The sequence below is a fragment of the Streptomyces sp. NPDC001100 genome (genome assembly GCF_053598575.1).
In genome coordinates this window covers 173,211-195,032 of sequence record NZ_JBSFKO010000007.1, presented here as the reverse complement: position 1 = coordinate 195,032, position 21,822 = coordinate 173,211, and the positions used below count along the sequence as shown (strand labels likewise).

The window sequence follows — 21,822 nt, the reverse complement described above, 5'->3', positions numbered from 1 at the left end:
GAGCGCTGGAGGAGTCGTGGCTTCGCCAGGTGGACATACTGTTTTGCATCAGGAGTCGACGGCTGTAGCCCGCCTGGCTGAGGAGGTGCGTGTGAAGAGCACCGGTTCTCCGCTGACGAGCACTGCTGCGCGCCGCCGTCGAACACTTGCGCACCTGTCGCCGATTTTCGACGTTCATTTGAACCGGGCGAGGAATCCGTCGAGCGTGCAATGGGCGGCGTACGATTTCATCGCTTTGATCCAGTCGTGCGTGGACACGATCGCGCTGTCCTCTGGGCTGGAGGGCAATCTGGGTGCCCCTCGTGACGAGGTGCTCGTCGGCATGGCCCGCGTCGCCGGGAGCATGGCTCCGCACCGTCCTGTCGACGAACACGCACATGTCGCCCGTCATCTCCTCGACCATCTCCTGCGCCATGACGAGCCGACCCCGTACTTCGCCGTCGAGTACGCGGATCCCGACTCGGACTGGCAGCCAGTGCCTCTTCAGGTGCGCGTGCTGTACGAGACGCTGGCCGCCGACGGGCGCACGCTGCACGTTAACGCCGACAACACCGCCGTGACCCTGCTGCTGATCGCGACCAACCGGTCGCTGGAGGACGAGCACGAGGCGGTGATCGCGGTCATGCGGGCGCAGGCCGAGAGCGGGCGCCTGGACGCCGCCATCGACTCCGCGGAGGACGCCCTGACGCTGTCGCGAACCTACGCAGCGAACGTCCGGCGGATGATCGCCGAGGCCGAGCGTGACGTGACCCGCGTCGACTATCTGCGGGTCCTGCGGCCTGAGATCATGGCCGCAGCCGCGCATCTGGAGCGGCGCATCAGCGTCGACGGCACGCTGCTGCGGCACCTGGAGAACCTGCGGGCGGACGCGTCCGAGGAGCAGGAACCTCTGGCGGTCCGGCAGTTGTCCGTGGCCGCGTCGCGGCTCGGTGACGCGGTGGAGACCCTGGCCGTTCTGCAGACCGATGTGATCGGGGCGGCTCCGCGCTGGCGTGAGGCCCAGGCCGCGCAGGCGTTCAGCGCTGTGCCGGTGAGTGAGATCGATCCGACCGCGGATGTGCTGACGGCGCTGCTGGGCGGCCGGTCGTTGCCTCGCGGTGCCGAGTTGTCTCCGCTGGCTCCACGGGTGCTGTTGGATGTGGCGACGCTTGCGAACCGGCTTGCCGTACCGCCGCAGCAGTTGCCGGAGCCCGAGGCGGAGCCCGTCGTGGAGGAGCCGCTCGAAGACGCCGACGGGGTGTACGAGCAGTTTCCGGAGCAGTTCCACGATGTGGCCCATGTGCTACGGGCCCATCGGATCATGCCGGGCGCCAAGGCACGGCTGACGGACCTGCTGGCCGACGCCGACCGGCTGTTCACCGTGGAGGCTCCGTCCGCCGTCGTCGACGGGCTCATCGCCGTCGTCGGGGGCTCACGTGACACCGCCCGCCGCAGGCTGCGGCTGCTGCTCGCGCTCGACGCCATGATGCTCTGGCGGCCCGACGGCCGGCCCGACGTTTCGGACGAGTGGTGGGCACTGGACGACGGGATGCGGGGAGTGCTTGCAGACCTTGACGTTCCCGATCTGCTCGTCTGTCGGAAAGGGGACGACGATGACGGCTCGTGACGACGCGCGGGATGTCGGCCTTCTCCTCCGGTACGGTCTCGACCCGACCATGTCCCCAGCCCGCCATGACGTCTACAGCCAGCTACTGGACCGTTTCCACACTGACCCCGACCTGCGCACTGCCTTCGACGAGACAGCCGACGGCCTCGGCCTGCGGGTGTTGACCGCCGACCGTTCGACGGGGCTCGTACTGGTGGCTGAACCTACCTCGCCGCTGGCGGTGACGGACACCAGTCCCTGGCTTCGCATCCGGGGGACAGCTGATCGGCTGGTGTACGGGCTGGCACTCGGCGGCACGACGGCCTGGTGCTACCCGACCGCTCGTGCCGTGCGCGAACCTGGCACGCGACGCGTCACGGCCCTGGACGTCGACCGCCTCGTACGCGAACACGCGGCGGCCGTCGCGGCTGAGGAAAACGCGCAGGACGGAGGGCTCGGCGAGGCGTGGCGCGAGTACGCCAGCAACCGCAAACAGGTCGCTGTGACATCGGGCGGTCGCCTCAAGCGGGACTGCACGGTACGGATGTGCGAGGACGTGCTGCTGATGCTCGCGTCTTTTGGACTGGTCGTGGTCGACAGAACGGTTCCGCCTCCGCGCGCCGAGCTGAAAGTGTGGCGGTCCACCGACCGTTTCCGCGCCCATGTCGCTGCCGCAGGCGGCCCTCTGGTATGGCAGACGCTCACCGGTTCGCAAGGATTGGACGGGAGTCGGCAGAGCGGCCGGGGCCAGTCCGCTCACACCGGCCACGGCGAGTCCTTTGGGGAGGAAGCGGAGTGACGCAGACGGGCTGGCGCCTTGAGCGTACCTACCTGGCAGGCGCGGGCTTCCCCGAGTCACGGCTGGAAGGGCTCAGCATCAACTGGTCCGACCCCTTCGAGCCGACCGGGCATGCCGCGCTGTGGGCCGACAACGGCACGGGGAAGACGACCATCACGGCTCTGCGCTTCGCGCTCTACCTGCCGCACGCGCGGGACTTCATCCGCGGGGAGTCCGACCGATCCCTGGCAAAGCTGGTTCGCTCGGGCGATGTCTGTCACGTGGTCGAGCAGGCCACCCGGGTCGTGGACGGCGAACTCCAGCGCATCGTCATGGGCATGGTCGCCGCCTGGGAGGAGGGCGGTACTCGGGATCTCGACAACCCGGGCAAACTCCAGCGGGACTTCTACGGCTGGGTGACGTACGGCTCAGGCCCGACTGTCGAGGATCTGCCGTTCCGTACCGGCGTCGGCCGACGCACTACGCACACCCAGTTCGTGGAGGCGGTACGGGGGATGTTGCCGGGCGGTGGCGCGCTACCGCCGCACCGCCCGTCGGATCACCAACGGGCCTGGCGCGACTGGCTGACTGCCGCCGAGGTCGATGTGGAGCAGTTGCGGTTCCAGTCCGAGATGAATGCGTCCGAGGGTGGCGTCGACCATGTGATGCGGTTTCCCGACTCGGACGCCTGCGTCCGGTGGCTCATCGGCGCCACCACGCCGACCACGACCGTCGAGCAGATCGGCAAGAGCATCGAGGTCCTGCGGGCGAACGCCGCCGCCCGTCCCCTGTGGTCCGACGAGCTCGCCCTGTGGGAGAGCCTCACCGAACCCTTGCTGCGCCTCGCGATCGCCCACGACCAGGTTGCCGCTCACCGGCGGGCCGCGGCCACAGCCGAGGCGAACGCCGCGGTCGTAGTGGCCGACTCCGAAGCGACCCTGGCCGAACTGGCCGCGGAAGGAGACAGCGCCGACGCGAAGCACGAGGAGCACGAACGCCTGCGCCGAGAGGCGGGCGCGACCGCGCGCAGGGCACAGGCACACCGGTTGCGCATGCGGCTCAGGGCTGCCGAACTCAGGGCCGACGCCGCCACTGTCCTCGCCGACAAGCGCCGTGTGGAACGTGATCGGGCAGGTCGCGAACTCGCCGCCTGGCGACTCGTCCAGGACGTGCTCGACGCCAACAAGGCCCGAACCCAGCTGGTCGGCCTTACGGCACGTATCGAAGCCGCAGAGAAGCACACCGCGGAGCTCCGCGAGGAGGAACAGGGCCATCTGCACGCTCTCGCCCGTCTTCTCACCGACCACCGCGACCGTGCGGCCGCCGATCTCCATACCGCCGAGGAGCGTCGCGAGGGGGCCACCACCGCCCTCGCGACAGCGCAGGACGAACAACGGAAGGCCGTCGCGGCGCACGCGACGGCTGCCGAGCAGGTCCGCCGGGTCGGTGAGCAGATCACGGAGTCGGAACGGATCCTCTCTGAGGCGGTCATCGCCGGTCTGGTCCGTGAGGGTGCCGATCCGGCAGCGGTGGAAGCCGAATGGGTGGAGAAAGCTGCGTCGGCGCTGAGGAGCCGCGAGGCGGCTGGCGAGGCACTCAGAGCTGTCGAGAAACAGGCTGACGCCCAGCGGAAGGCCATGTCGAAGGCCCAGAGCGCGGTCGTCGCCGCTCGGCACGATGTAGAGAACGGAGAGCGTCAGCTGCGGCAGGTGAACGACAGAGTCCGCGTGTTGGAAGATGACGAACGCCTGCGGGACGCCGTCGGTGACAGCGGCATCGAGCTGTGGACCGCCCGCCGGGCACTCACGGACGCACTGAGCCAACGCGCCGAGACAGCCGACAGGGACGCCGCCGAGGCACGTGTCGCGGCCGGTGAGGCACGGCGCACCCTCGACGCGGTCGGCGCCGACGGCCTGCTTCCGGGATCCGCTCTGGTCGAAAAAGCGGTCCGGCGCTGTCAGGATGCTGAGGTGCCGGCCTGGCCGGGATGGCGTTGGCTGGCGGACACGATGACCCCACCAGCCGCCCTGTCCTTCGCGACAGCACGTCCCGACATCGCATCCGGCGTGGTGGTGTCCCATCCCGACCATTTCGCCCGCGCTCTCGACGTCATCGGCGATCTCGACGCCGACACAGCGGTCTGGGTCGGTGCCGTCCTCGACCCGGAGGCCGCCGTATCACCGCGCCAGGCCGACGACGCCGACGGAACACTCGCCCGGCTCCTGCTCCCGCACCCGGGTACCTACGACCGGGAGGCGGCGCGTGACGTGCTCGTCGCCGCCGAGAACGCGCTGACCACGGCGACCCTGTGCCTCCAGGAAGCCGGTCGGCGTGCCACCGACGCCCGCGGCGCCCTCGCGGCACTGACCCAGTTCTGGCGGGACTTCCCCGAGGACCCGCGCACCGCCGTCGAGGAAAAGATCAGCTCCGCACGGGAACGGATGGAGGCAGCCCGGAACGACGAACAGGCCGCGGTGGACGCGCTCCAGGATCTCGCCCAGCTAGCTGAGGACCACCAGGCCGCACGAGACACCGCACAAGAACTCATGGACCGCGCCACCGAGACGAGGCGGCTCCTCACCCCCGTGATCAGCGCTTCCGAGACCCTTTCCGGAGCCCGTGAGAAGCTGCCGGGCCTGCGCATCGCCGAGGCCGCACACCACCGCCTCGCCGACCGACTCGGTAAGGAGATACCGGACCTCGCCGTGGCCCTCGAAGAGGCGCGTGACCTCGTACGAGTCCACGCGCGCCGCCGGGACGACGCGGCCGACGAACTACGCAGAGCAGGACTGTCCGCGACCACCGACGGCCCTGTCCCCACCGACGACGCGTCCACCATCCGAGCACGCCTGAAGAGCGTCACCGAAGCCCTGGAGAACGCAACTGTCGACCCGGAACTCCGTCGGCGGATCACCGACACCAGGCAGGTTCTCGCGGACCTGGACGCGGAACTCGACGCGGACATCGACCTGCGAGGCGTGGCCGAGCAATTCGCCGGCACCGATGACGCACGGCACCCCGTTGCGCTCGGTACAGCGACCCGCCAGGCCGCGGAGCGCGAGGCGAAAGCGCGTGAGGGGTACGGGAAAGCATGGCAGGCCGCGGAAACGGCCAAGCGGGAACACCAGCGGCAGGCCGAGGACCGGGCAGACCGCGCCTCCCCGGACGTTGAGGGGTTTCCGCCGGCAGATCAGGTTCCCGAGGCCGACGAAGCCGATGGGTTCGCCGACCAACTCGACGAGCTGGCAGGCCAGTCGCTACTCGTCCAGCGTTCAGAGGAACAACTCGCCAGGAGCGCGGAGACCGCCGCGACGGCGGCGCGCCAGGCTGCCGAACTGGTTGAGGCGAGCGTGAGAGGGCTGCGCTATCTCGCCGACCCCGCACAGACCGGCCGCCGTGCGGATGACATCCCCGCGCTCACCACCCGGATCGCCGCCGTCTCCGAAGGCGTCCGCGAGTCACGCAAGCTTCTGGCGGACAGCGAGCAGACCCGGCAACGGGACGCCGGGACGGTCCGCGCACACGCCAACGGTCCGCAGGCACGCAAGGTCGAAGCCGAGGAGGACTCCCGCGTCGTCGAACTGATCTCACGACTGCGCGGCGACGAACAACTGCCCTCGGAGGCCGAACGCATCGCGGGAGAGCTCGAACAGCGAGCCGTTTCGCTCCGGGATGACCTCGACCGCCATGACAGCGACGTGCACACCTGCGCGATCATGCTGCACGTGCAGGCATCCCGGGCACTCGACCGGCTCCGCGCCTACCAGAACCAGTCCCGCCTTCCGGACGGTCTGGGCGAGTGGTCCCAGCGACGCTTCGTCGTCATCGAGCACGAAAAGGTGCCGGACGACGAAGCCGTCTCCATCGACCGGGTCGCCCGCGTCGTCCACTCCCTCCTGGCACCCGGTGCCGGCAAATCGGACGCACAGTCGCTGCTGTTCGCCGCCGCCCGGGCTCTGGTCGACGCGCCCTTCAGAGTGCGTCTGCTCAAACCACACATCGACCTCTCCCTGGACCGCGTGGACGTCGCCGAGCTGAAGAACTTCTCCGGTGGCCAGCGGGTGACCGCGGGAGTCCTCCTGTACGCGACGATGACGAAGGTCCGCGCCCTGTCGGACACCACCTCGGTCGGCTGGCTGTGGCTGGACAACCCGTTCGGCCAGGCGTCCGCGGACCAGTTCGTCCGGACGATGCGACGCGCCGCCGACCAGCTGGGCCTGCAGCTGCTGTTCACCGCCGCGCCCAAGGACAAAGGCGCGCTGTCGATGTTCGACCGGACCATCATGCTCGGCCGACGCTCCCGCCCCTCCTCGGGCGAGAAGGTCGTGGTCGTGGACGACGGATCCCGCGAGCTGGTCGACCTGGTCCTCGTGCAACGCGACGTCAGGGCGGTGCTCGGAGAATGAGTTCCGTCGACCTGGCAGCGCTGATCGCCGTCCTCGACCCTGACGGCCGCGGCGGTCGCCGCCACACCGACGACATCGCCGCCGCCATCGGCGCGCAAAACCCGGGTATCGAGGCGTCCGCACTGCCCGAACTCGTCCACGACACGATCAAGCGCGGGGAGCGGGAAGGACTGTGGGCGGCGAGCCGGACCACGACCGTACGCCGGGGACGAACGGTCCTGCCCAAAGCCGTGACTCTGCCGGGGACGACCCGCCCCGTCGACAAGCTGGTCCCCGTCGACGTACCCCTGCGCGGTGAACTCGCCGAGTGGGCGGCCACGCTCCGTCTCTCCACGCCACAGAGACAGCTCCTTCTGGCCGTCAACGACTGGCTTCGTCGCACCGACGGCGGAAAGACCCCCGTCGTCTCCATCGCCGAACGGGCATACGAACTACTCCTCGACGAGAAGGCGTTCGACACCAACCCTCCGCGTGGGGGAAGCACCCTATGGTCGCCCGGCAGGCTGACGTTCGAACTGCTGCGCTGCGAGCGGCTGCCGACTCCTCTCGTCTGGGAACCGGTCACCTCGGAGATCGGCCAATCCGGCGCCGTCGTCTGCGTCGAGAACCATGCCACCTTCCGCACGCTCCTCCGTGTCCTGCGTGCCCGCACTGCCCCACCATGGACCGCCGTCGCCTGGGTACAGGGCCGCAACACCGCGCCCCTGGAGTCCCTTGCGGCTTTGCCCTTCCCGGTCACACGTCTGGATTACCTCGGCGACCTGGATGCTGCCGGTCTCCAGATAGCCGCTACAGCCTGCGCCACGGCCGAGCGTGCCGGTATCCCGGCAGGGCCGGCAGAACGCCTCTGGGCCATGCTCGTCACCCGTCCCTCGCGCCCAGCTCGTCCCACCTCGGACGCCAAGGCCCGGGAGCTGGTCGCATGGCTCCCGGCCCCAGTCCGCGATCAGGCATACGGCCTGCTGGTCACTGGCCAGGCGGTTCCGCAGGAGGCCCTTCGCTTCGACGTGCTGAGTGACACGCCGCTTACATAAACCTGGCTCGACCTCGGTAGCGCCGATACAGGCGGCCGCGGGCAACCGGTCTGCCCCCAGCCCAACGTCGCCGGAACCGCTCCTTGACCAGGCAGAACAGCTGCCCCTCTGGTTGCAATTCTGGTTGCATTCACCCCCGTCCAGCACCGTCCGCCGTGTCTCCAGCAAACCGCTCCACCGCAGGTCAGGACGCCCCTGAGCATCCCCGAACCCTCAGACGAACATTTGGAAAGCGTGTTGGGGGCAACCCCTCACGAGTTCGAATCTCGTATCCTCCGCCAGTGCCTCACCGGGCACGATGTCGAAGGGCCCCACCGTTCGCGGTGGGGCCCTTCGTCGTTGGCCGTCTCAGTTGGCCTCGCGTCACTTCCTCGGGCTCGGGGACAACCGACCGCGATACGGAAGGATGAGCGGGTGAGCCACATGGACATGAGTGAGCGCGAGTACTGGGCCCACGTGTCCGAAGGCCCAGAGATCTTCGTGGGGCAGGCCACACTCGCCAGGGTGGAAAGCTTTTTGATCGGCTATCACGCCCACGCCCGGCGGCACGGCGGCCCAGGGCTCGACGGCTGGCGTGAGTGGCTGGTGGCCAGGCGCGGTCGGGAATGCAACCACGCCTGGATGGGGCTGGTCCGTCACATCGCCCTCCCCGATGAAAGCTGGAATCACTGGCAGCTCTCACCGGAGCAGGAAGAACGTGTCATGACGACCCTTTTCGCACTGCTCGACGACTTCCTCTCGGAGCGGGAAGAGGCGACCCGCACCCTCTGACCTCCGTTCGGAATTTCAGTCCGCCCGGTACGGCTGAGGATCAGAAGGACGGTCTCTGCGGTGTGGTGAACGTCATGGAGACGGCCGTTCCGTAAGCCCGCGTCCCGGAGAAGCCGTTTCCGGATGTGGAAGTCGGTGTTGAGGCCGAGAGGGGCGAGAGGACCGAGGCGCAGGGCGCGCCGCAGGTGAAGAAGGATCTGTGGATCCTGGTCTCCGCCGACGACACCATGGCCTACCCCGGCGAGCAGGCCATCACCGCGGTCGTCCAGGAGCAGGGCACGCGGGTCAGCACCGCGCTGTGGGACGGGCAGTCCACCGCGGCCGAGTTCACGGCCGACGTGCGCAGCGTGTAGGCCCGGCGGACACCGGTGAACTTCGCCGCGTTCGAGGCCGGCACGGTCGTACCGACGGGCTCCACGACCAGTGCGCACATGGCCACCTGGCAGGTCGCGTACACGATCCCGGGCATCCGTGACTGGATCATGCGCCAGTCGATGTAGCTGTGCTGTAGCGGTGCTGTAGCGGTGCTCCACCACGGGGGCGCGTCCCGGCCGCGGCACCCGGCGGCATAGAGTGCTGCGGCAGGTCCGGCAGGCGTGGGTGGAGGTAGATCGCGATGGAGAACCTGCCACGGCTCACCGTGGGACGACTGTTCTCCTCCTGGCAGGCGGACGTGCCCGCGCTGCTGGTCGTCGTGCTCCTCGGCGGCCTGTACGGCTGGGGCGTCCTGCGCCTGAGGCGCCGCGGCGAGAGTTGGCCCGTTGCGCGGACCGCCGCGTTCGCGCTGTTCGGGCTCGGCACGATCGTCGTCGCCACGATGTCCGCGCTGGCCGTGTACGACCGCGTGCTGTTCTGGCCGGCCGCCGTACAGAACGTCCTCCTGGACCTGATCGCCCCGCTCGGCCTGGCCCTCGGCGATCCGCTGCGGCTGGCCCTGCGCGCGCTGCCGGAACGCGCGGCGGAGCGGGCGCAGGGAGCCCTGACCGGCCGCGTGCTCCGGCTGCTCACGTTCCCGCTGGTGAGTACGGCGTTGGTGCTGACGACAGAACTGACGATCTACTTCACGCCGTACTTCGAGACGGCGTTGGCCAACGGCTGGCTGCACCAGCTGATGTACCTCCAACTGCTGCTCGCCGGGAGCCTGTTCGTGCTGCCCGTACTCACCCGCGAGGAGGCGCTGCCCGCCTGGTGCACGCATCCGGTGCGGGCCGCGCTGGTGTTCGTCGACGGGATCGTCGACGCGGTGCCGGGCATCGTGGTGATGACCCACGGCACGCTGATCGCCGGTTCCTGGTACCTCGCCCACTCCCCGTCCTGGGCCCCCGATGTCCAGCACGACCAGCAGCTCGGCGGCGGCGCGATGGTCGGCATCGCCGAACTGGTCGCCATCCCCTTCCTGCTCGCGATCCTGGTGCAGTGGGCCCGCACCGAACGCGCCGAGACGGTCGCGCTGGACCGGCGGCTGGACACGGAACTGGAACCCGTCCGGGCGACTCCCACGGAAGCCTCGGCGGAGGGTCCGGAACTCGTCCGCCCCTGGTGGGAGACCGAGAACAGCGAGGTCGCGCAGCGGATCCGGGGACAGCGGTAGGAGTCGCTCAGGCCGCGCCCAGGGCGTCCAGCTCCCGTATGAGCCGGGCCCCTTCGCGGGTCATGATCTCCGGGTCGCGCAGGGCGTTGGAGAGCAACGACATGCCCTGGTAGGCGGCGACGAGGGTCACCGCGAGCCCCTCGGGATCGGCCGCGCCGAGCTGCCGGTACTGCTCCTCCACCCAGTCCACCAACCCCCGTATGACCCGCCCCGCGGCGACATCGAGACCGTCCTCGTACCGCTTGTCCAGCTCTACGGCGAGGGTGCCCATGGGGCAGCCGTGGCGGGCCGCGATGTCCTTCTGGTCGACCCAGCCGCCGATGAGGGCCTTGAGGCGTTCACGCGGGTCGGGAAGCTGGTCGAGCCGTGCGGTCAGGGTCGCGAGGTTGCCGGTGTGCTCGGAGAGCGCCGCCTCGATCAGCTCGTCCTTGGTCTTGAAGTAGTAGTAGACGTTGCCGGTCGGGACGTCGGCGGCACGGGCGATGTCGGCGATGGTCGTGCGCTCCACGCCCTGCTCGTGCAGGACCCGGGCGGTGGCGGTGGTCAGCCGCTCCCGCTTGCCGACGGCAGCGGACCGGGCGGACCGGGAATCCTTTGAGTCAGTCACCTGACTAACTATAGACAACGGGCGGGCCGGGCGGGCCTGGAATCACTTTGAGTCAGTCATCCGACTAACTATGGACAACGGGCGGACCGATCGTGCTAGCGTCATTCCCGACGGAGTTAGTCAGCCAACTAACTCACACATGTCTACGGCGACGGGGGTATCGAGATGATCGTGGTGACGGGTGCGACCGGGAACGTGGGGCGGACGCTGGTGCGGATCCTCACGGAGGACGGGGTCCCGGTGACGGCGGTGGCCCGGAACATCGACGGCCCGGGGACGGTGACCGCCGATCTGGCCGAACCCGAGAGCCTGCGGGGCGCGTTCGAGGGCGCGGAGGCGCTGTTCCTGCTGGCGGCGGGCGAGCGGCCGTACGACGTCCTGGACGTGGCCAAGTCGGCCGGTGTCCGCAAGGTGGTGCTGGTGTCCTCGCAGGGGGCGGGGACGCGACCGGAGGTGTACGCACTTCCCCGCCGATTCGAGGCGGCCGTACGGGAGTCGGGCCTCGACTGGACGATCCTGCGGCCGGGCGGGCTGGCCAGCAACGCGTACGCCTGGGCCGAGTCGATCCGCGCCCGGCGCACGGCGGCGGCCCCCTTCGGTGACGTGGGCCTGCCGTTCGTGGACCCCGACGACGTGGCAGCGGTCGCCGCCACCGTCCTGCGCGAGGACACACACGCGGGCGCGACCTACACCCTGACCGGTCCGGCGCCGACGACACCCCGCGCGCGGGCGGCTGTCCTAGCGGCGGCACTGGGCGAACCGGTGACCTTCACGGAGCAGTCCCGCGCGGAGGCGTACGACCTGATGGCGAGCTTCATGCCCCTGCCCGTGGTCGAGGGCACGCTGGCCATCCTGGGCGAGCCGACCGAGGAGGAGCGGCGGGTGAGCCCCGATGTGGAGCGGGTGCTGGGGCGGCCCGCGGGTACGTTCGCGGCCTGGGCGGAGCGCAACGCGGCGGCGTTCCGGTGACGGCGACGACGGTTCACGCGACGCATGTCCTCGACTCGACCATGGTCCACCGGGAGTCCGGCAGCGGGGTGCCGATCGTCTTCCTGCACGGCAACCCGACCTCGTCCCACCTGTGGCGGGACGTCCTGCCGGGCGTGACGACCGGGCGCCTGCTGGCCCCCGACCTCATCGGCATGGGCGCGTCGGGCAAGCCGGCCATCTCCTACGACTTCGCCGACCAAGCCCGCTATCTGGATGCCTGGTTCGAGGCGCTCGGGCTGCGGGACGTGGTGCTGGTGGGGCACGACTGGGGTGGCGCCCTGGCCTTCGACCGGGCCGCGCGCCATCCGGACCGGGTGCGGGGCATCGCGTTCACGGAGACCATCGTGAAGCCGATGACCTGGGAGGAGTTCCCCGAGGGCGGCCGGGAGCTGTTCCGGTCGATCAAGACGGACGGCATCGGCGAGACCATGATCCTCGACGAGAACGCCTTCATCGAACAGGCCCTGCCCGCCTCCTCCGCGACCCCGCTCGCGCCGGCCGACCTCGCCGTCTACCGGGATCCGTACCCGACCCGCGAAAGCCGCCGACCCCTTCTGCGCTGGGCGCGCTCGATGCCACTGGGCGGCGAACCCGCCGACGTCGTGACCAGGATCGAGGCCTACGACCGCTGGTTGACCTCCAGCCCGGACGTACCCAAGCTGCTGCTCACCTTCGCACCGGGGGCGGGGACGATGATGACCTCGGACATCATCGCCTGGTGCGCGAGGAACATCGCGGCCCTGGATATCGAGCACTACGACGCCGTGGCCGGCCATCACACACCGGAGGACCAGCCGGAGGTGATCGCCGGGGCGATATCGGGGTGGGTGGAGCGGCTCGGGCTCCTCGTCTGAGAAGCCGTGCCCTGCTACCGCACGATCCGCACCTTCCGCTCCACGCTCACCTGGTCGATGTCCGACGTCCTGACCGTCACCTTCATCGTCCAGGTGCCGGCGATGGGGAGGTTGAGGCTGTTGGTGCCCCAGTAGCCGCCCTCGTCCTTGATGTCGGCGTCGAGGGGGCCGATCTTCTGGGACGGGAGGGTGAAGGAGAGGCGGAGTTCGGGGACCGTGGCGAAGCCGCCGTCGGGGCCGTAGACGACTGCCTCGACGGAGTTCTCGCCGACGCGGCCGGGGTCCAGGGTGATCTGTACCTTGCCGCCCGCGTCGCCCACGCGGAACGGGACCATGGTGACGGAGGCCGCGGGGATGCCGGCCGGGGTCGCCGTCTGCTGGGCCTCCGCCGCCGCCCTGCCCGGCAGTGTGTTGGTCAGCAAGGTCGTGATCACCAACACGGTGACGCCGACGGCGACTTCGAGCAGGACCGAGCGGCGCAGGCCGCGGCGGTATCCGTCCGGGGAGCCGTCACCGGCACCGGGGTCCGGGAGGGCCTTGCCGTCATCGGCACCCGCACCGGGATCCGCGGCGCCCACGCCATCACCGGTGGACGCCGTCGTCGCAGTGTCCGCGCCCGTCCGCACCAACTCCGGTACCCGGAGCGGCACTTCCGCCCCCGCCAGCCGTGCCGTCCACTGTCGGGACCAGGCCGCCGCCGCGAGCAGCAGGACCACCGCGCCGAGTTTCACCAGCAGGATGCGGCCGTAGGACGTGCCGGTCAGGGCGTTCCAGGAGCCGAGGCCGCGCCAGGACTGGTAGACGCCGGTGACGACCAGGACGGTCACCGAGAGGAAGGCCAGGCGGGAGAAGCGGGCGACCGGGGCCGCGTCGAGGTCGGGTGAGCGGTAGAGGACGGTGAGCAGGGCCGTGAGGCCACCCAGCCAGACCGACATCGCCAGCAGGTGCAGGACCGCCGATGTCATCGCCACCGGTACCTGGATGCCGGCCGACGCGTGCTCCGCCGACGCCCAGGTCAGGGCCAGAGCGACGGCCAGGGCGGTGCCTGTCCCGAGGGCCACCCGTCCGAGGCGGTCCCGTCCCCGGAGTCGTAGGAGGAAAGCCGCCGTTGCGGCGAGGAGGAGCAGGCGGGCCGCCAGGGCCTCACCGGGGCGAGTCGTCAAGGTCTTGGGGAGGGCGGAGGGGTCGAACGCCGTGGCCAGGCCCGTGCCCGCCTCGTAGGGGGCGCGAAGGATCAGGAGGGCAACGGTTGATACCAGAAGGGTCCACCAACCCGTCAGGATCGGCTTGTTGAGGACCGTGGGGTTCGCGGGGCGGCACAGGGCCATGAAGGTGGCCGTGCCGATGAGGAGGGCGGCGGCTATGTACGCGAAGTAGCGGGCTATGTCGTACAGGCTGCCCGTCAGCGGGTTCTCGTTCGGGGCCGTGCCGATCGGGGTGGTGGTGGCGGAGGGTTTGCCGACGGAGAAGGTGAAGGCGCCCGAGACGGGGTGGCTGTCGGCCGAGACGACGCGCCAGGCGACCGTGAAGGTGCCGGTGCCGAGCTTGGCCGGGAGGGTCACGCTCGCCGTGTCGCCGGCGTCCTTCGCGTGGTGCGCGGAACTCGTCCTCACCCGCCGGTTGTCGGGGTCGTAGACGCGGAAGGAGTCGTCGAGCAGGGCGACGGACTCGGAGAAGGTGAGGGTGAGAGTGCGGGGGGCCGACTTGAGGACGCTTCCGTCGGCGGGGTCGGTGGATTCGAGGGCGGCGTGCGCGGACGCGGTGCCCGCGCTGCCGAGGAGGAGCAGGACCAGCACGGTGCCCAGCAGCACCAGCCCTTGAACTCCTCGCCGCCGACTGCCCCCTCCGTAGTCCCGGTCGACTCCGTCGCGTCCAAAACGCTGTCCCTCGTTCCGTCGTCGGCGCACGTCATATCTCCGTCTTCGGACTTGCAGGCCTCGGGTTATGTACGGAAGAACCGTTCCCTTCGCTCACCACGTGGGCCGGGCCGAGACTCCGCCGTCCACGACCAGGTCGTGCCCGGTGACCCAGGAGGCGAGGGATGACGCCAGGAACACGCACGCGTCACCCACGTCCTCGGGCCGGCCCAGCCGCCCGGTCGGTGCCGCCTCCCGCCATCTCCGCACCCCGTCCGGCCAGGCCTCCCCCAGTCCCTCCCGGTCGATCAGGCCGGGCGAGACCGTGTTGACGCGGATGCCGTACGGGCCGTACTCCAGGGCGGCCGAGCGCGCGTGCATCACCACGGCCGCCTTGGACGCGCAGTAGTGCGCGTGCAGCGGCGCCGGGGCGCTCGCCTCGATGGACGCGATGTGCGTGACCGTGCCGCCACCGTGTTCTCTCATCACGTCGGCCGCCGCCTGTGTGCACGCGAACACGCTCATCAGGTTCGTGTCGACGACCGCCCGCCACTCCACCGCCGTCATCCCCTCCAGCGGCCGCGTCGGCTGTACGCCCGCGTTGTTGACCAGCGCCGTCAGCCGCCCGCCGCCGAACTCCGCCGCCTCGCGGACCAGCGTCCGGCAGGCGTCCTCGTCGGTCAGATCTGCTTGCAGTACGACAGACCGGGCGCCCGACTCCCGCACCCGGGCCGCCACTTCATCCGCCGCCCCGACCGCCGTACGGCAGTGGACCGCGACCGCCGCCGCGCCCTGTTCGGCGAGCCGCAGGGCGATGCCCCGGCCGATGCCGCCGCCCGCGCCCGTGACCAGGGCGACCTGGCCCGCCAGCAGGCCGCTCACGGGCGGCACAGCCCGGCGATACGGGCGGCCTCGGACGGGTAGCGGGCGGTCAGCTCGGCGGGGTCGCCTTGCTCGTAGCCCCCGTAGGTGAAGCCGGGCGCCATCGTGCAGCCGAAGAACGTCCACGCGCCGAGCGACCGCGCTCCCATCCAGGTGCCGGCCGGCACGGTGAACTGGACGTGCTGGCCGTGGGTGACGTCCGGGCCGAGGACCGCCGTGCGGGAGGTGGCGTCGGGGGCGAGGAGCAGGAGTTCGAGGGGGTCGCCGAGGTAGTAGTGCCAGACCTCGTCGCTGGGCAGCCGGTGCAGGGCGGAGAAGTCCGGGGCGGCGAGGAGGGCGACTATCGCGGTGCCCTCGGGGCGGCCGTCGGACCGCTCCGGACCCGCCCAGGTACGGCGGAACAGGCCGCCCTCGCGGGGGATCGGCTCCAGGTCGTAGTGCGCGACGAGGTCTTCTGGGGTCACTCCGGCAGGCTACGGGAAGGCCACCTCACGGGAGAGAAGCGCCAGTTGGGCGTGGGGTTCGGGCAGGAACACCCCCGGGATGTCGATCTCCGCGAACACCATCTCCGGGAGCACCACCCCCGGGCCCGCGACGAAGCCCTGGCGCGGGAAGCGCGCGATCGCCTTCTCGGTGCGCGTGTCCGGGTCGATCGACCACGACCCGGCCCCCTCCCGCCTCTTCGCGATCGGCGCCCCGGAGTCCGTCCCGGCCAGCAACTCCCTCCTGGGAGCTGCGGGTTCGACGGTCCCGGCGACGAGCTGGTTCGAGGGCGAGCCCGGCGGGCTTCCCCTCCGAACCGAACCGAACCGAACCGAAGCGAACCGAAGCGAACCGAACCGGACCGGCACGAGAGCCGCGCGCTCCCCAGGGGCCAGCCAGCAGCACGGGTGCATGCGCTCGGGTACTGGCGGGCTACCTGAGCCAGGGTGCGTGAGAGGAGGCATCCCGCTCCCATCCGCGCCATCATCAGGAGCATGGACGTCACCCTTCACCTCGCCCAGGACCCCGAGGCCGACGAGCTCCTCGGCCGTTCCCCGCTCGCCGCGCTGGTCGGGATGCTGCTCGACCAGCAGGTGCCGATGGAGTGGGCGTTCAAGGGGCCGCGCACGATCGCCGACCGGCTCGGGGCCACCGACCTGGACGCGGACGACATCGCCGCCCGCGACCCCGAGGCCTTCGCCGCGCTCCTCTCCGAGAAGCCGGCCGTGCACCGCTACCCGGGGTCCATGGCCAAGCGGATCCAGCAGCTGTGCCAGTACCTCGTCGAGCACTACGACGGGGACGCGAGCGCCGTCTGGGCGGGCGTCGGCACCGGTGCCGAGCTGCTGAAGCGGCTTGAGGAGCTGCCCGGGTTCGGCAAGCAGAAGGCGCAGATCTTCCTCGCCCTGCTCGGCAAACAGCTCGGCGTGACGCCCAAGGGCTGGCGCGAGGCCGCCGGTGCCTACGGCGAACCCAAGTCCTACCGCTCCGTCGCCGACATCACCGGCCCCGAGTCGCTGGCCAAGGTCCGCGCCCACAAGCAGGAGATGAAGGCGGCGGCGAAGGCTGCGAAGGCGGCCGGCGGCAAGTAGCCGCGTCAGCCGGACGGCCCGCCCCCGGTGGCGGGCGCCGTGACCCCGGTCAAAACATGGACCATGACCGAGGCACCGAGCGGTCCCTCCTGGGGCCCGCAGTTCGACGACCGCCGCGCCCACGCACCGCGGCCCCCGCACGACGAGCACTACCGGGAACCCGACCTCGAAGGTCCCCTGTACACCCTGTCCAAGGCCGCCTGGCAGGTCGTCCTGCTCACCGGCGTCGCGTCCCTGGTCCTGGGCGTCCTGGTCCTCGTATGGCCGGGCGCGTCCCTCTTCGCGGCCGGCATCCTCTTCGGCATCTACCTGCTGATCAGCGGAGTCTTCCAGCTGGTCTCCGCCTTCGGCACCCACAAGGCGACCTCGCTGCGGGTGCTGGCGTTCATCAGCGGCGCGCTGTCGATCGTGCTGGGCCTGTTCTGCTTCCGCGGCCCGATGCAGTCGATCCTGCTGCTCGCCCTGTGGATCGGCATCGGCTGGCTGATCCGGGGCATCACCCAGACCCTGGCCGCCGCCTCCGACAAGACCATGCCCGCGCGCGGCTGGCAGATCTTCCTCGGGATCGTCACGTTCATCGCCGGCATCGTCCTCATCGACTCGCCCTTCCGCTCGGTCGCCGTCCTCACCCTCGTCGGCGGCATCTGGCTGGTCGCGGTCGGCGTCGTCGAGATCATCACGGCCGTCCGGATGCGGAGCCGGGCCAAGCAGGTACCGACCTCCCTGTGACCGGCACCCCTGCTCCATACGGGCGTATCTCGCTCCGCACGCGATGAACGCCGTAGCTCCACAGGGCAGATTGACCCCCGTGAGCACCGCACGCAGCCTCCCCCGCAGCCGTGCCTGGCTGCGGGCGCTCGTGCTGCTGCTCGCCCTGCTGGTACCGGGCACGCACGCCGAGATGCGCGCGACACCCGTCGCCTCGTCCGTCGAGACGACCATCGAGTACGACGTCCTCGACACGGCCGCCGCCCTACGGCCCGCCTCCCCCGCCGTCCACCGGCCCACCGTGCCCCTGCGCCCAGCACCCGCCCCGGAGTCCCACGATCCCGAGGGCCGCCCCCTCCCCGCGCCGCACGGACCGTCGTACACCCTGCGCGCCCAGCGCACCGTCGTCCTGCGCTGCTGACGGACCGACCGCCCCGAGCAAGGTCGGCCACGTCAGTACGACGCGAGGAACACAGCCATGCCCATCGACCCGTACGCGGTCCTGCGCGCCCTGCTGCGCGCGGAGGCCGTACGCAACACGCCCAAGCCGGACGTCCGGCGGCCCGAACCCCAACAGGCCCCGAAGGAACAGGAACAGGAGCGCTGAGCAGGTCGGACGAATCGGCTGCGGCCCCGCGTTCCCAAGAGGCGCGGGGCCGCAGCCATGTGCGGCTGCCGCCGCGTGGGCGCGCCCAGCCACAACGGCGCCGCGGCCGACCGACAGCGCTCGCCCCCCTTACGGCTTCCGGCGGAGCGCTACCGCTTCCGCCGGGCCGTGCCGAACAGCGAGCGGGTGATCTCGCGGCCGATCTGGGTGCCGACGGAACGCGCCAGGGACTTGAACATGCCGCTGCCGACGACCTGTTGGACCACCGACTCGTCCTCCTTGGCCGCCTTCGGAGATACCTTCGCGGCTGCTTCCTCGGGTTTCTGCGGCTCCGCCGCCAGCTTCTCGTAGGCCGACTCCCTGTCCACAGCCTGTGCGTAACGGCCGTACAGGGAGGAGGACTTGACCGCCTGGTCGAGGGTCGTCGCGTCGATCGGGCCCATCAGGGACTCGGGGGCGCGGAGGCGGGTGACGGCGACGGGGGTGGGGGCGCCGTTCTCGCTCAGGACGGTGACGACGGCCTCGCCTGTGCCCAGTCCCGTCAGGATCTCCTCCAGGTCGTAGGAGGAGTTCGGGAAGGTCTTCACCGTGGCCTTCAGGGCCTTCTGGTCGTCGGGGGTGAAGGCGCGCAGCGCGTGCTGGACGCGGTTGCCGAGCTGCGCCAGGACGTCGCCGGGGACGTCCTTCGGGGTCTGGGTCACGAAGAAGACGCCCACCCCTTTCGAGCGAATCAGGCGGACGGTCTGCGTGATGGAGTCGAGGAAGGCCTTGGAGGCGTCGTTGAAGAGCAGATGCGCCTCGTCGAAGAAGAAGACGAGCTTCGGTTTGTCGGCGTCGCCGACCTCCGGGAGGTCGTGGAAGAGGTCGGCGAGCAGCCACATCAGGAAGGTCGAGAAGAGCTGCGGTTTGTCCTGGACGGCGGGGAGTTCGAGGACCGAGACCATGCCCCGGCCGTCCTGCGCGGTGCGCAGCAGCTCGCTCGTGTCGAACTCCGGCTCGCCGAAGAAGTCCGCCATGCCCTGCGCCTCGAAGGCGGTGAGGGAGCGGAGGATCACACCGGCCGTGGCGGTGGACAGGCCGCCGATGTTCTTCAGTTCCGGCTTGCCCTCGTCGGAGGTGAGGAAGGTGACGACGGCCCGCAGGTCCTTCAGGTCGATCAGCTCCAGGCCCTTGGTGTCGGCGTAGTGGAAGATCAGACCGAGGGACTGCTCCTGGGTCTGGTTGAGCTGGAGGACCTTGGAGAGCAGCACCGGTCCGAAGCCGGTGATCGTGGCGCGGACGGGGATTCCGTGGCCGATGCCGCCGAGGGCGTAGAACTCGGCGGGAAATCCGGTCGCCGTCCACTGCTGCTTCACCTCGGCGGCCCTGCCCGCGACCTTGTCGTTCGGCGCGCCCGGCGCCGAGATCCCCGACACATCGCCCTTCACATCCGCGAGGAACACGGGCACGCCCTGCGCCGAGAGCTGCTCGGCGATGAGCTGGAGGGTCTTGGTCTTGCCGGTGCCGGTGGCGCCCGCGACCAGGCCGTGCCGGTTGAGCATGGGGAGGGGGATGCGGATCTGCGCGTCGGGGAGACAGGCGCCGTCCCAGAGGAGGGCGCCCAGATCGAGTGCGGGTCCTGTGAAGGCGTACCCGGCGGCGATCGTCTCGCTGTCACTCATATCAGCCCTCGGTTCCCTTTTTGCCCGGCTTTGCGGCATCTTTTCCAGCGTCGCACTCCGTCTCCATGGCTGCGCCCGGAACGTCATGACCGGTAGGCTTTCCGTGTGATCTTCAAGCGCATCGGAAACGGCCGGCCGTACCCCGACCACGGCCGGGAAAGCACCCGGCAGTGGGCGGATGTCGCGCCGCGCCCGGTCCGCCTCGATCAGCTGGTGACGACCAAGGGCCAGCTCGACCTGGAAACCCTCCTCGCCGAGGACTCGACCTTCTACGGCGACCTCTTCGCGCACGTCGTGAAGTGGCAGGGCGACCTGTACCTGGAGGACGGCCTGCACCGCGCGGTCCGCGCCGCGCTTCAGCAGCGGCAGGTCCTGCACGCGCGCGTCCTTGAGTTGGACTGACCCACTCCGGTGGACCGTTGACCCTTTCGGGTTGGTCTCGGCGCTGTCGAATGATCATCTAGTAGGCATCGTCGCCCGGGCGCACTACGCTGCGCTCATGAGCATGCTGACTCCCCCAGGCATGGGCGGCCAGTACCGGATCACGGGGGACAAATACCCGCGCATGCGCCGTCCGCGGCGCCGCGGGAGGCTCGTCCTCATGGTGGTCGCGTCCGTCGCCGTACTGGGTGTGGGCGGGTGGGGCACGTTGCAGCTCATCGACGTCTTCACCGGTGGCGGCAAGCAGGCCTCGGCGGCCGGTCCCAAGGCGGACTGCGCGTCCAAGGTGAGCCCCTCGCCCACCGCGAACGCCGCCGTCCCCAAGCCCGCCCAGATCACCGTGAACGTCTACAACGCCACACCCCGCAGCGGCCTCGCCAAGTCGACCGCAGACGAGCTCAAGAAGCGCGGCTTCAAGATCGGCGACGTCGGCAACGCGTCCGCGCAGTTCGACAAGAAGGTCAAGGGCACCGGGATACTGCTCGGCCCCACCGCCTCCCTCGACACCTCGCTGCCCGTCCTCGCCACCCAGCTCACCGGCGCCGAGCGCCGCACCGAGGCGACCCGCAAGGGCGACACCGTCGACCTGATCATCGGCACCGCCTTCAAGGACCTCACGGCGAAGGCCGCCGCCGACAAGGCGCTGGCCGCGCTGAGCGGACCGGCACCGACGTCCAGCGCCTCGCCGAAAGCCTGCTCGTAGCCGTAGGACACGACACGGAGATTCCCGTACGGCAGGTAAGAGCCGTACGGGAATCGGGTGTTGAGGGTGTTACTCCGCGGCGCCGTACAGCCGGTCGCCCGCGTCGCCGAGGCCCGGGACGATGTAGCCGTGCTCGTTCAGGCGCTCGTCGACCGAAGCCGTCACGACCGTCACCGGGGTGCCCGCGAGCTCGCGCTCCATGACCTCGACGCCCTCGGGGGCGGCCAGCAGCACCACGGCGGTGACGTCGTCCGCGCCGCGCTTGATCAGCTCGCGGATCGCCGCGACCAGGGTGCCGCCGGTGGCCAGCATCGGGTCCAGGACGTACACCTGGCGGCCGGAGAGGTCCTCCGGCATGCGCGTGGCGTACGTGGAGGCCTGGAGCGTCTCCTCGTTGCGCACCATGCCCATGAAGCCGACCTCGGCCGAGGGCAGCAGCCGGACCATGCCGTCCAGCATGCCGAGGCCGGCCCGCAGGATCGGCACCACCAGCGGGCGCGGGTAGGACAGCTTGACGCCGGTGGTCGGGGCGACCGGTGTCGTGATGTCGACCTGTTCGGTGCGCACGTCACGCGTGGCCTCGTAGGCGAGCAGGGTGACCAGCTCGTCGGCCAGGCGGCGGAAGGTCGCGGAGTCGGTGCGCTGGTCGCGCAGCGTGGTGAGCTTGTGGGCGACCAGGGGGTGGTCGACGACGTGGAGACGCATGTCCACAACAGTAGCCGGGCCCCACGGCGGCCGCGGCCCCGCTCCGGCCGCCCACGGCGCCGCCCCCAC

23 protein-coding genes are annotated in these 21,822 nt (G+C 70.3%); 16 read left to right on the top strand and 7 right to left on the bottom strand.

Annotation, left to right across the window (positions count from 1 at the left end; all coding sequences use genetic code 11):
• The first annotated feature begins 91 nt into the window (after positions 1-91).
• From ACWDEW_RS12760 to ACWDEW_RS12725, 8 genes are all read left to right on the top strand, one after another.
• Positions 92-1,606 (top strand): hypothetical protein, encoded by a 1,515-nt coding sequence (locus ACWDEW_RS12760; RefSeq protein WP_450512234.1) that lies wholly within the window; start codon positions 92-94, stop codon positions 1,604-1,606.
• Positions 1,593-2,384: a hypothetical protein gene (locus ACWDEW_RS12755; RefSeq protein WP_450512232.1), complete on the top strand. Its 792-nt coding sequence runs from the start codon at positions 1,593-1,595 to the stop codon at positions 2,382-2,384. Before ACWDEW_RS12760 ends, ACWDEW_RS12755 begins: the two co-directional genes overlap by 14 nt.
• Positions 2,381-6,769, top strand: coding sequence for a hypothetical protein (locus ACWDEW_RS12750; protein WP_450512230.1), 4,389 nt, complete (start codon positions 2,381-2,383; stop codon positions 6,767-6,769). Before ACWDEW_RS12755 ends, ACWDEW_RS12750 begins: the two co-directional genes overlap by 4 nt.
• Complete coding sequence (locus ACWDEW_RS12745) at positions 6,766-7,803, top strand: hypothetical protein (protein WP_450512228.1); 1,038 nt, start codon at positions 6,766-6,768, stop codon at positions 7,801-7,803. Before ACWDEW_RS12750 ends, ACWDEW_RS12745 begins: the two co-directional genes overlap by 4 nt.
• A gap of 423 nt (positions 7,804-8,226) precedes the next feature.
• Positions 8,227-8,574, top strand: a complete 348-nt coding sequence (locus ACWDEW_RS12740; protein WP_450512438.1) for a hypothetical protein — start codon at positions 8,227-8,229, stop codon at positions 8,572-8,574.
• Positions 8,575-8,699: 125 nt separating this feature from the next.
• Positions 8,700-8,927 (top strand): hypothetical protein, encoded by a 228-nt coding sequence (locus ACWDEW_RS12735; RefSeq protein WP_450512226.1) that lies wholly within the window; start codon positions 8,700-8,702, stop codon positions 8,925-8,927.
• 15 nt (positions 8,928-8,942) lie between these two features.
• Positions 8,943-9,074: a hypothetical protein gene (locus ACWDEW_RS12730; protein WP_450512224.1), complete on the top strand. Its 132-nt coding sequence runs from the start codon at positions 8,943-8,945 to the stop codon at positions 9,072-9,074.
• Positions 9,075-9,190: 116 nt separating this feature from the next.
• Entirely contained in the window at positions 9,191-10,165 is a 975-nt protein-coding gene (locus tag ACWDEW_RS12725) for a cytochrome c oxidase assembly protein (RefSeq protein WP_450512222.1), read from the top strand.
• Positions 10,166-10,172: 7 nt separating this feature from the next.
• On the opposite strand, the gene ACWDEW_RS12720 is transcribed toward ACWDEW_RS12725, so the two are convergent.
• Positions 10,173-10,772: a TetR/AcrR family transcriptional regulator gene (locus ACWDEW_RS12720; protein WP_450512220.1), complete on the bottom strand. Its 600-nt coding sequence runs from the start codon at positions 10,770-10,772 to the stop codon at positions 10,173-10,175.
• A 165-nt stretch (positions 10,773-10,937) separates the two neighbouring features.
• Between ACWDEW_RS12720 and ACWDEW_RS12715 the strand changes: the two genes are divergently transcribed.
• Together ACWDEW_RS12715 and ACWDEW_RS12710 are read left to right on the top strand one after the other, a co-directional pair.
• Positions 10,938-11,741 (top strand): SDR family oxidoreductase, encoded by an 804-nt coding sequence (locus ACWDEW_RS12715; RefSeq protein ID WP_450512218.1) that lies wholly within the window; start codon positions 10,938-10,940, stop codon positions 11,739-11,741.
• Positions 11,738-12,616 carry a haloalkane dehalogenase gene (locus tag ACWDEW_RS12710; protein ID WP_450512216.1) on the top strand — a complete coding sequence of 293 codons (879 nt, stop codon included), beginning with the start codon at positions 11,738-11,740 and terminating at the stop codon, positions 12,614-12,616. The genes ACWDEW_RS12715 and ACWDEW_RS12710 overlap by 4 nt, the downstream gene beginning before the upstream one ends.
• A gap of 14 nt (positions 12,617-12,630) precedes the next feature.
• Here ACWDEW_RS12710 and ACWDEW_RS12705 read toward each other — a convergent pair whose 3' ends face one another.
• From ACWDEW_RS12705 to ACWDEW_RS12690, 4 genes are all read right to left on the bottom strand, one after another.
• Positions 12,631-14,427, bottom strand: a complete 1,797-nt coding sequence (locus ACWDEW_RS12705) for a copper resistance CopC/CopD family protein (protein WP_450512214.1) — start codon at positions 14,425-14,427, stop codon at positions 12,631-12,633.
• 159 nt (positions 14,428-14,586) lie between these two features.
• Positions 14,587-15,363: an SDR family NAD(P)-dependent oxidoreductase gene (locus tag ACWDEW_RS12700; protein WP_450512212.1), complete on the bottom strand. Its 777-nt coding sequence runs from the start codon at positions 15,361-15,363 to the stop codon at positions 14,587-14,589.
• Positions 15,351-15,818: a cupin domain-containing protein gene (locus tag ACWDEW_RS12695; protein WP_450512210.1), complete on the bottom strand. Its 468-nt coding sequence runs from the start codon at positions 15,816-15,818 to the stop codon at positions 15,351-15,353. Before ACWDEW_RS12695 ends, ACWDEW_RS12700 begins: the two co-directional genes overlap by 13 nt.
• Positions 15,819-15,827: 9 nt before the next feature.
• Entirely contained in the window at positions 15,828-16,073 is a 246-nt protein-coding gene (locus tag ACWDEW_RS12690; protein WP_450512208.1) for a hypothetical protein, read from the bottom strand.
• 258 nt (positions 16,074-16,331) lie between these two features.
• Between ACWDEW_RS12690 and ACWDEW_RS12685 the strand changes: the two genes are divergently transcribed.
• From ACWDEW_RS12685 to ACWDEW_RS12670, 4 genes are all read left to right on the top strand, one after another.
• Positions 16,332-16,928, top strand: coding sequence for an HhH-GPD-type base excision DNA repair protein (locus tag ACWDEW_RS12685; protein ID WP_450512206.1), 597 nt, complete (start codon positions 16,332-16,334; stop codon positions 16,926-16,928).
• A 63-nt stretch (positions 16,929-16,991) separates the two neighbouring features.
• Positions 16,992-17,657: an HdeD family acid-resistance protein gene (locus tag ACWDEW_RS12680; protein ID WP_450512194.1), complete on the top strand. Its 666-nt coding sequence runs from the start codon at positions 16,992-16,994 to the stop codon at positions 17,655-17,657.
• Positions 17,658-17,736: 79 nt separating this feature from the next.
• Positions 17,737-18,057 (top strand): hypothetical protein, encoded by a 321-nt coding sequence (locus ACWDEW_RS12675; protein ID WP_450512192.1) that lies wholly within the window; start codon positions 17,737-17,739, stop codon positions 18,055-18,057.
• A gap of 57 nt (positions 18,058-18,114) precedes the next feature.
• Positions 18,115-18,243 carry a hypothetical protein gene (locus ACWDEW_RS12670; RefSeq protein ID WP_450512190.1) on the top strand — a complete coding sequence of 43 codons (129 nt, stop codon included), beginning with the start codon at positions 18,115-18,117 and terminating at the stop codon, positions 18,241-18,243.
• A 149-nt stretch (positions 18,244-18,392) separates the two neighbouring features.
• Here ACWDEW_RS12670 and ACWDEW_RS12665 read toward each other — a convergent pair whose 3' ends face one another.
• Entirely contained in the window at positions 18,393-19,904 is a 1,512-nt protein-coding gene (locus tag ACWDEW_RS12665; RefSeq protein WP_450512188.1) for a helicase HerA-like domain-containing protein, read from the bottom strand.
• Between the two features lie 105 nt (positions 19,905-20,009).
• On the opposite strand from ACWDEW_RS12665, the gene ACWDEW_RS12660 reads away from it, so the two are divergent.
• Both ACWDEW_RS12660 and ACWDEW_RS12655 read left to right on the top strand, forming a co-directional pair.
• Positions 20,010-20,306, top strand: coding sequence for a type II toxin-antitoxin system VapB family antitoxin (locus ACWDEW_RS12660; RefSeq protein WP_003999914.1), 297 nt, complete (start codon positions 20,010-20,012; stop codon positions 20,304-20,306).
• Between the two features lie 121 nt (positions 20,307-20,427).
• Positions 20,428-21,048 (top strand): LytR C-terminal domain-containing protein, encoded by a 621-nt coding sequence (locus ACWDEW_RS12655; protein ID WP_450512437.1) that lies wholly within the window; start codon positions 20,428-20,430, stop codon positions 21,046-21,048.
• Between the two features lie 69 nt (positions 21,049-21,117).
• On the opposite strand, the gene upp is transcribed toward ACWDEW_RS12655, so the two are convergent.
• The gene (gene upp / locus ACWDEW_RS12650; protein WP_200715914.1) at positions 21,118-21,753 is read right to left on the bottom strand and encodes a uracil phosphoribosyltransferase; all 636 of its coding nucleotides are present in this window, start codon (positions 21,751-21,753) and stop codon (positions 21,118-21,120) included.
• Positions 21,754-21,822 lie beyond the last annotated feature (69 nt).

Excerpts from the sequence above, each read along its gene's own strand:
- ACWDEW_RS12740 (WP_450512438.1), top strand. The coding sequence starts at position 8,227 with ATGGACATGAGTGAGCGCGAGTACTGGGCCCACGTGTCCGAAGGCCCA.
- upp (WP_200715914.1), bottom strand. The coding sequence starts at position 21,753 with ATGCGTCTCCACGTCGTCGACCACCCCCTGGTCGCCCACAAGCTCACC.
- ACWDEW_RS12685 (WP_450512206.1), top strand. The coding sequence starts at position 16,332 with ATGGACGTCACCCTTCACCTCGCCCAGGACCCCGAGGCCGACGAGCTC.
- ACWDEW_RS12670 (WP_450512190.1), top strand. The coding sequence starts at position 18,115 with ATGCCCATCGACCCGTACGCGGTCCTGCGCGCCCTGCTGCGCGCGGAG.
- ACWDEW_RS12745 (WP_450512228.1), top strand. The coding sequence starts at position 6,766 with ATGAGTTCCGTCGACCTGGCAGCGCTGATCGCCGTCCTCGACCCTGAC.
- ACWDEW_RS12725 (WP_450512222.1), top strand. The coding sequence starts at position 9,191 with ATGGAGAACCTGCCACGGCTCACCGTGGGACGACTGTTCTCCTCCTGG.
- ACWDEW_RS12715 (WP_450512218.1), top strand. The coding sequence starts at position 10,938 with ATGATCGTGGTGACGGGTGCGACCGGGAACGTGGGGCGGACGCTGGTG.
- ACWDEW_RS12665 (WP_450512188.1), bottom strand. The coding sequence starts at position 19,904 with ATGAGTGACAGCGAGACGATCGCCGCCGGGTACGCCTTCACAGGACCC.
- ACWDEW_RS12680 (WP_450512194.1), top strand. The coding sequence starts at position 16,992 with ATGACCGAGGCACCGAGCGGTCCCTCCTGGGGCCCGCAGTTCGACGAC.
- ACWDEW_RS12655 (WP_450512437.1), top strand. The coding sequence starts at position 20,428 with ATGGGCGGCCAGTACCGGATCACGGGGGACAAATACCCGCGCATGCGC.
- ACWDEW_RS12755 (WP_450512232.1), top strand. The coding sequence starts at position 1,593 with ATGACGGCTCGTGACGACGCGCGGGATGTCGGCCTTCTCCTCCGGTAC.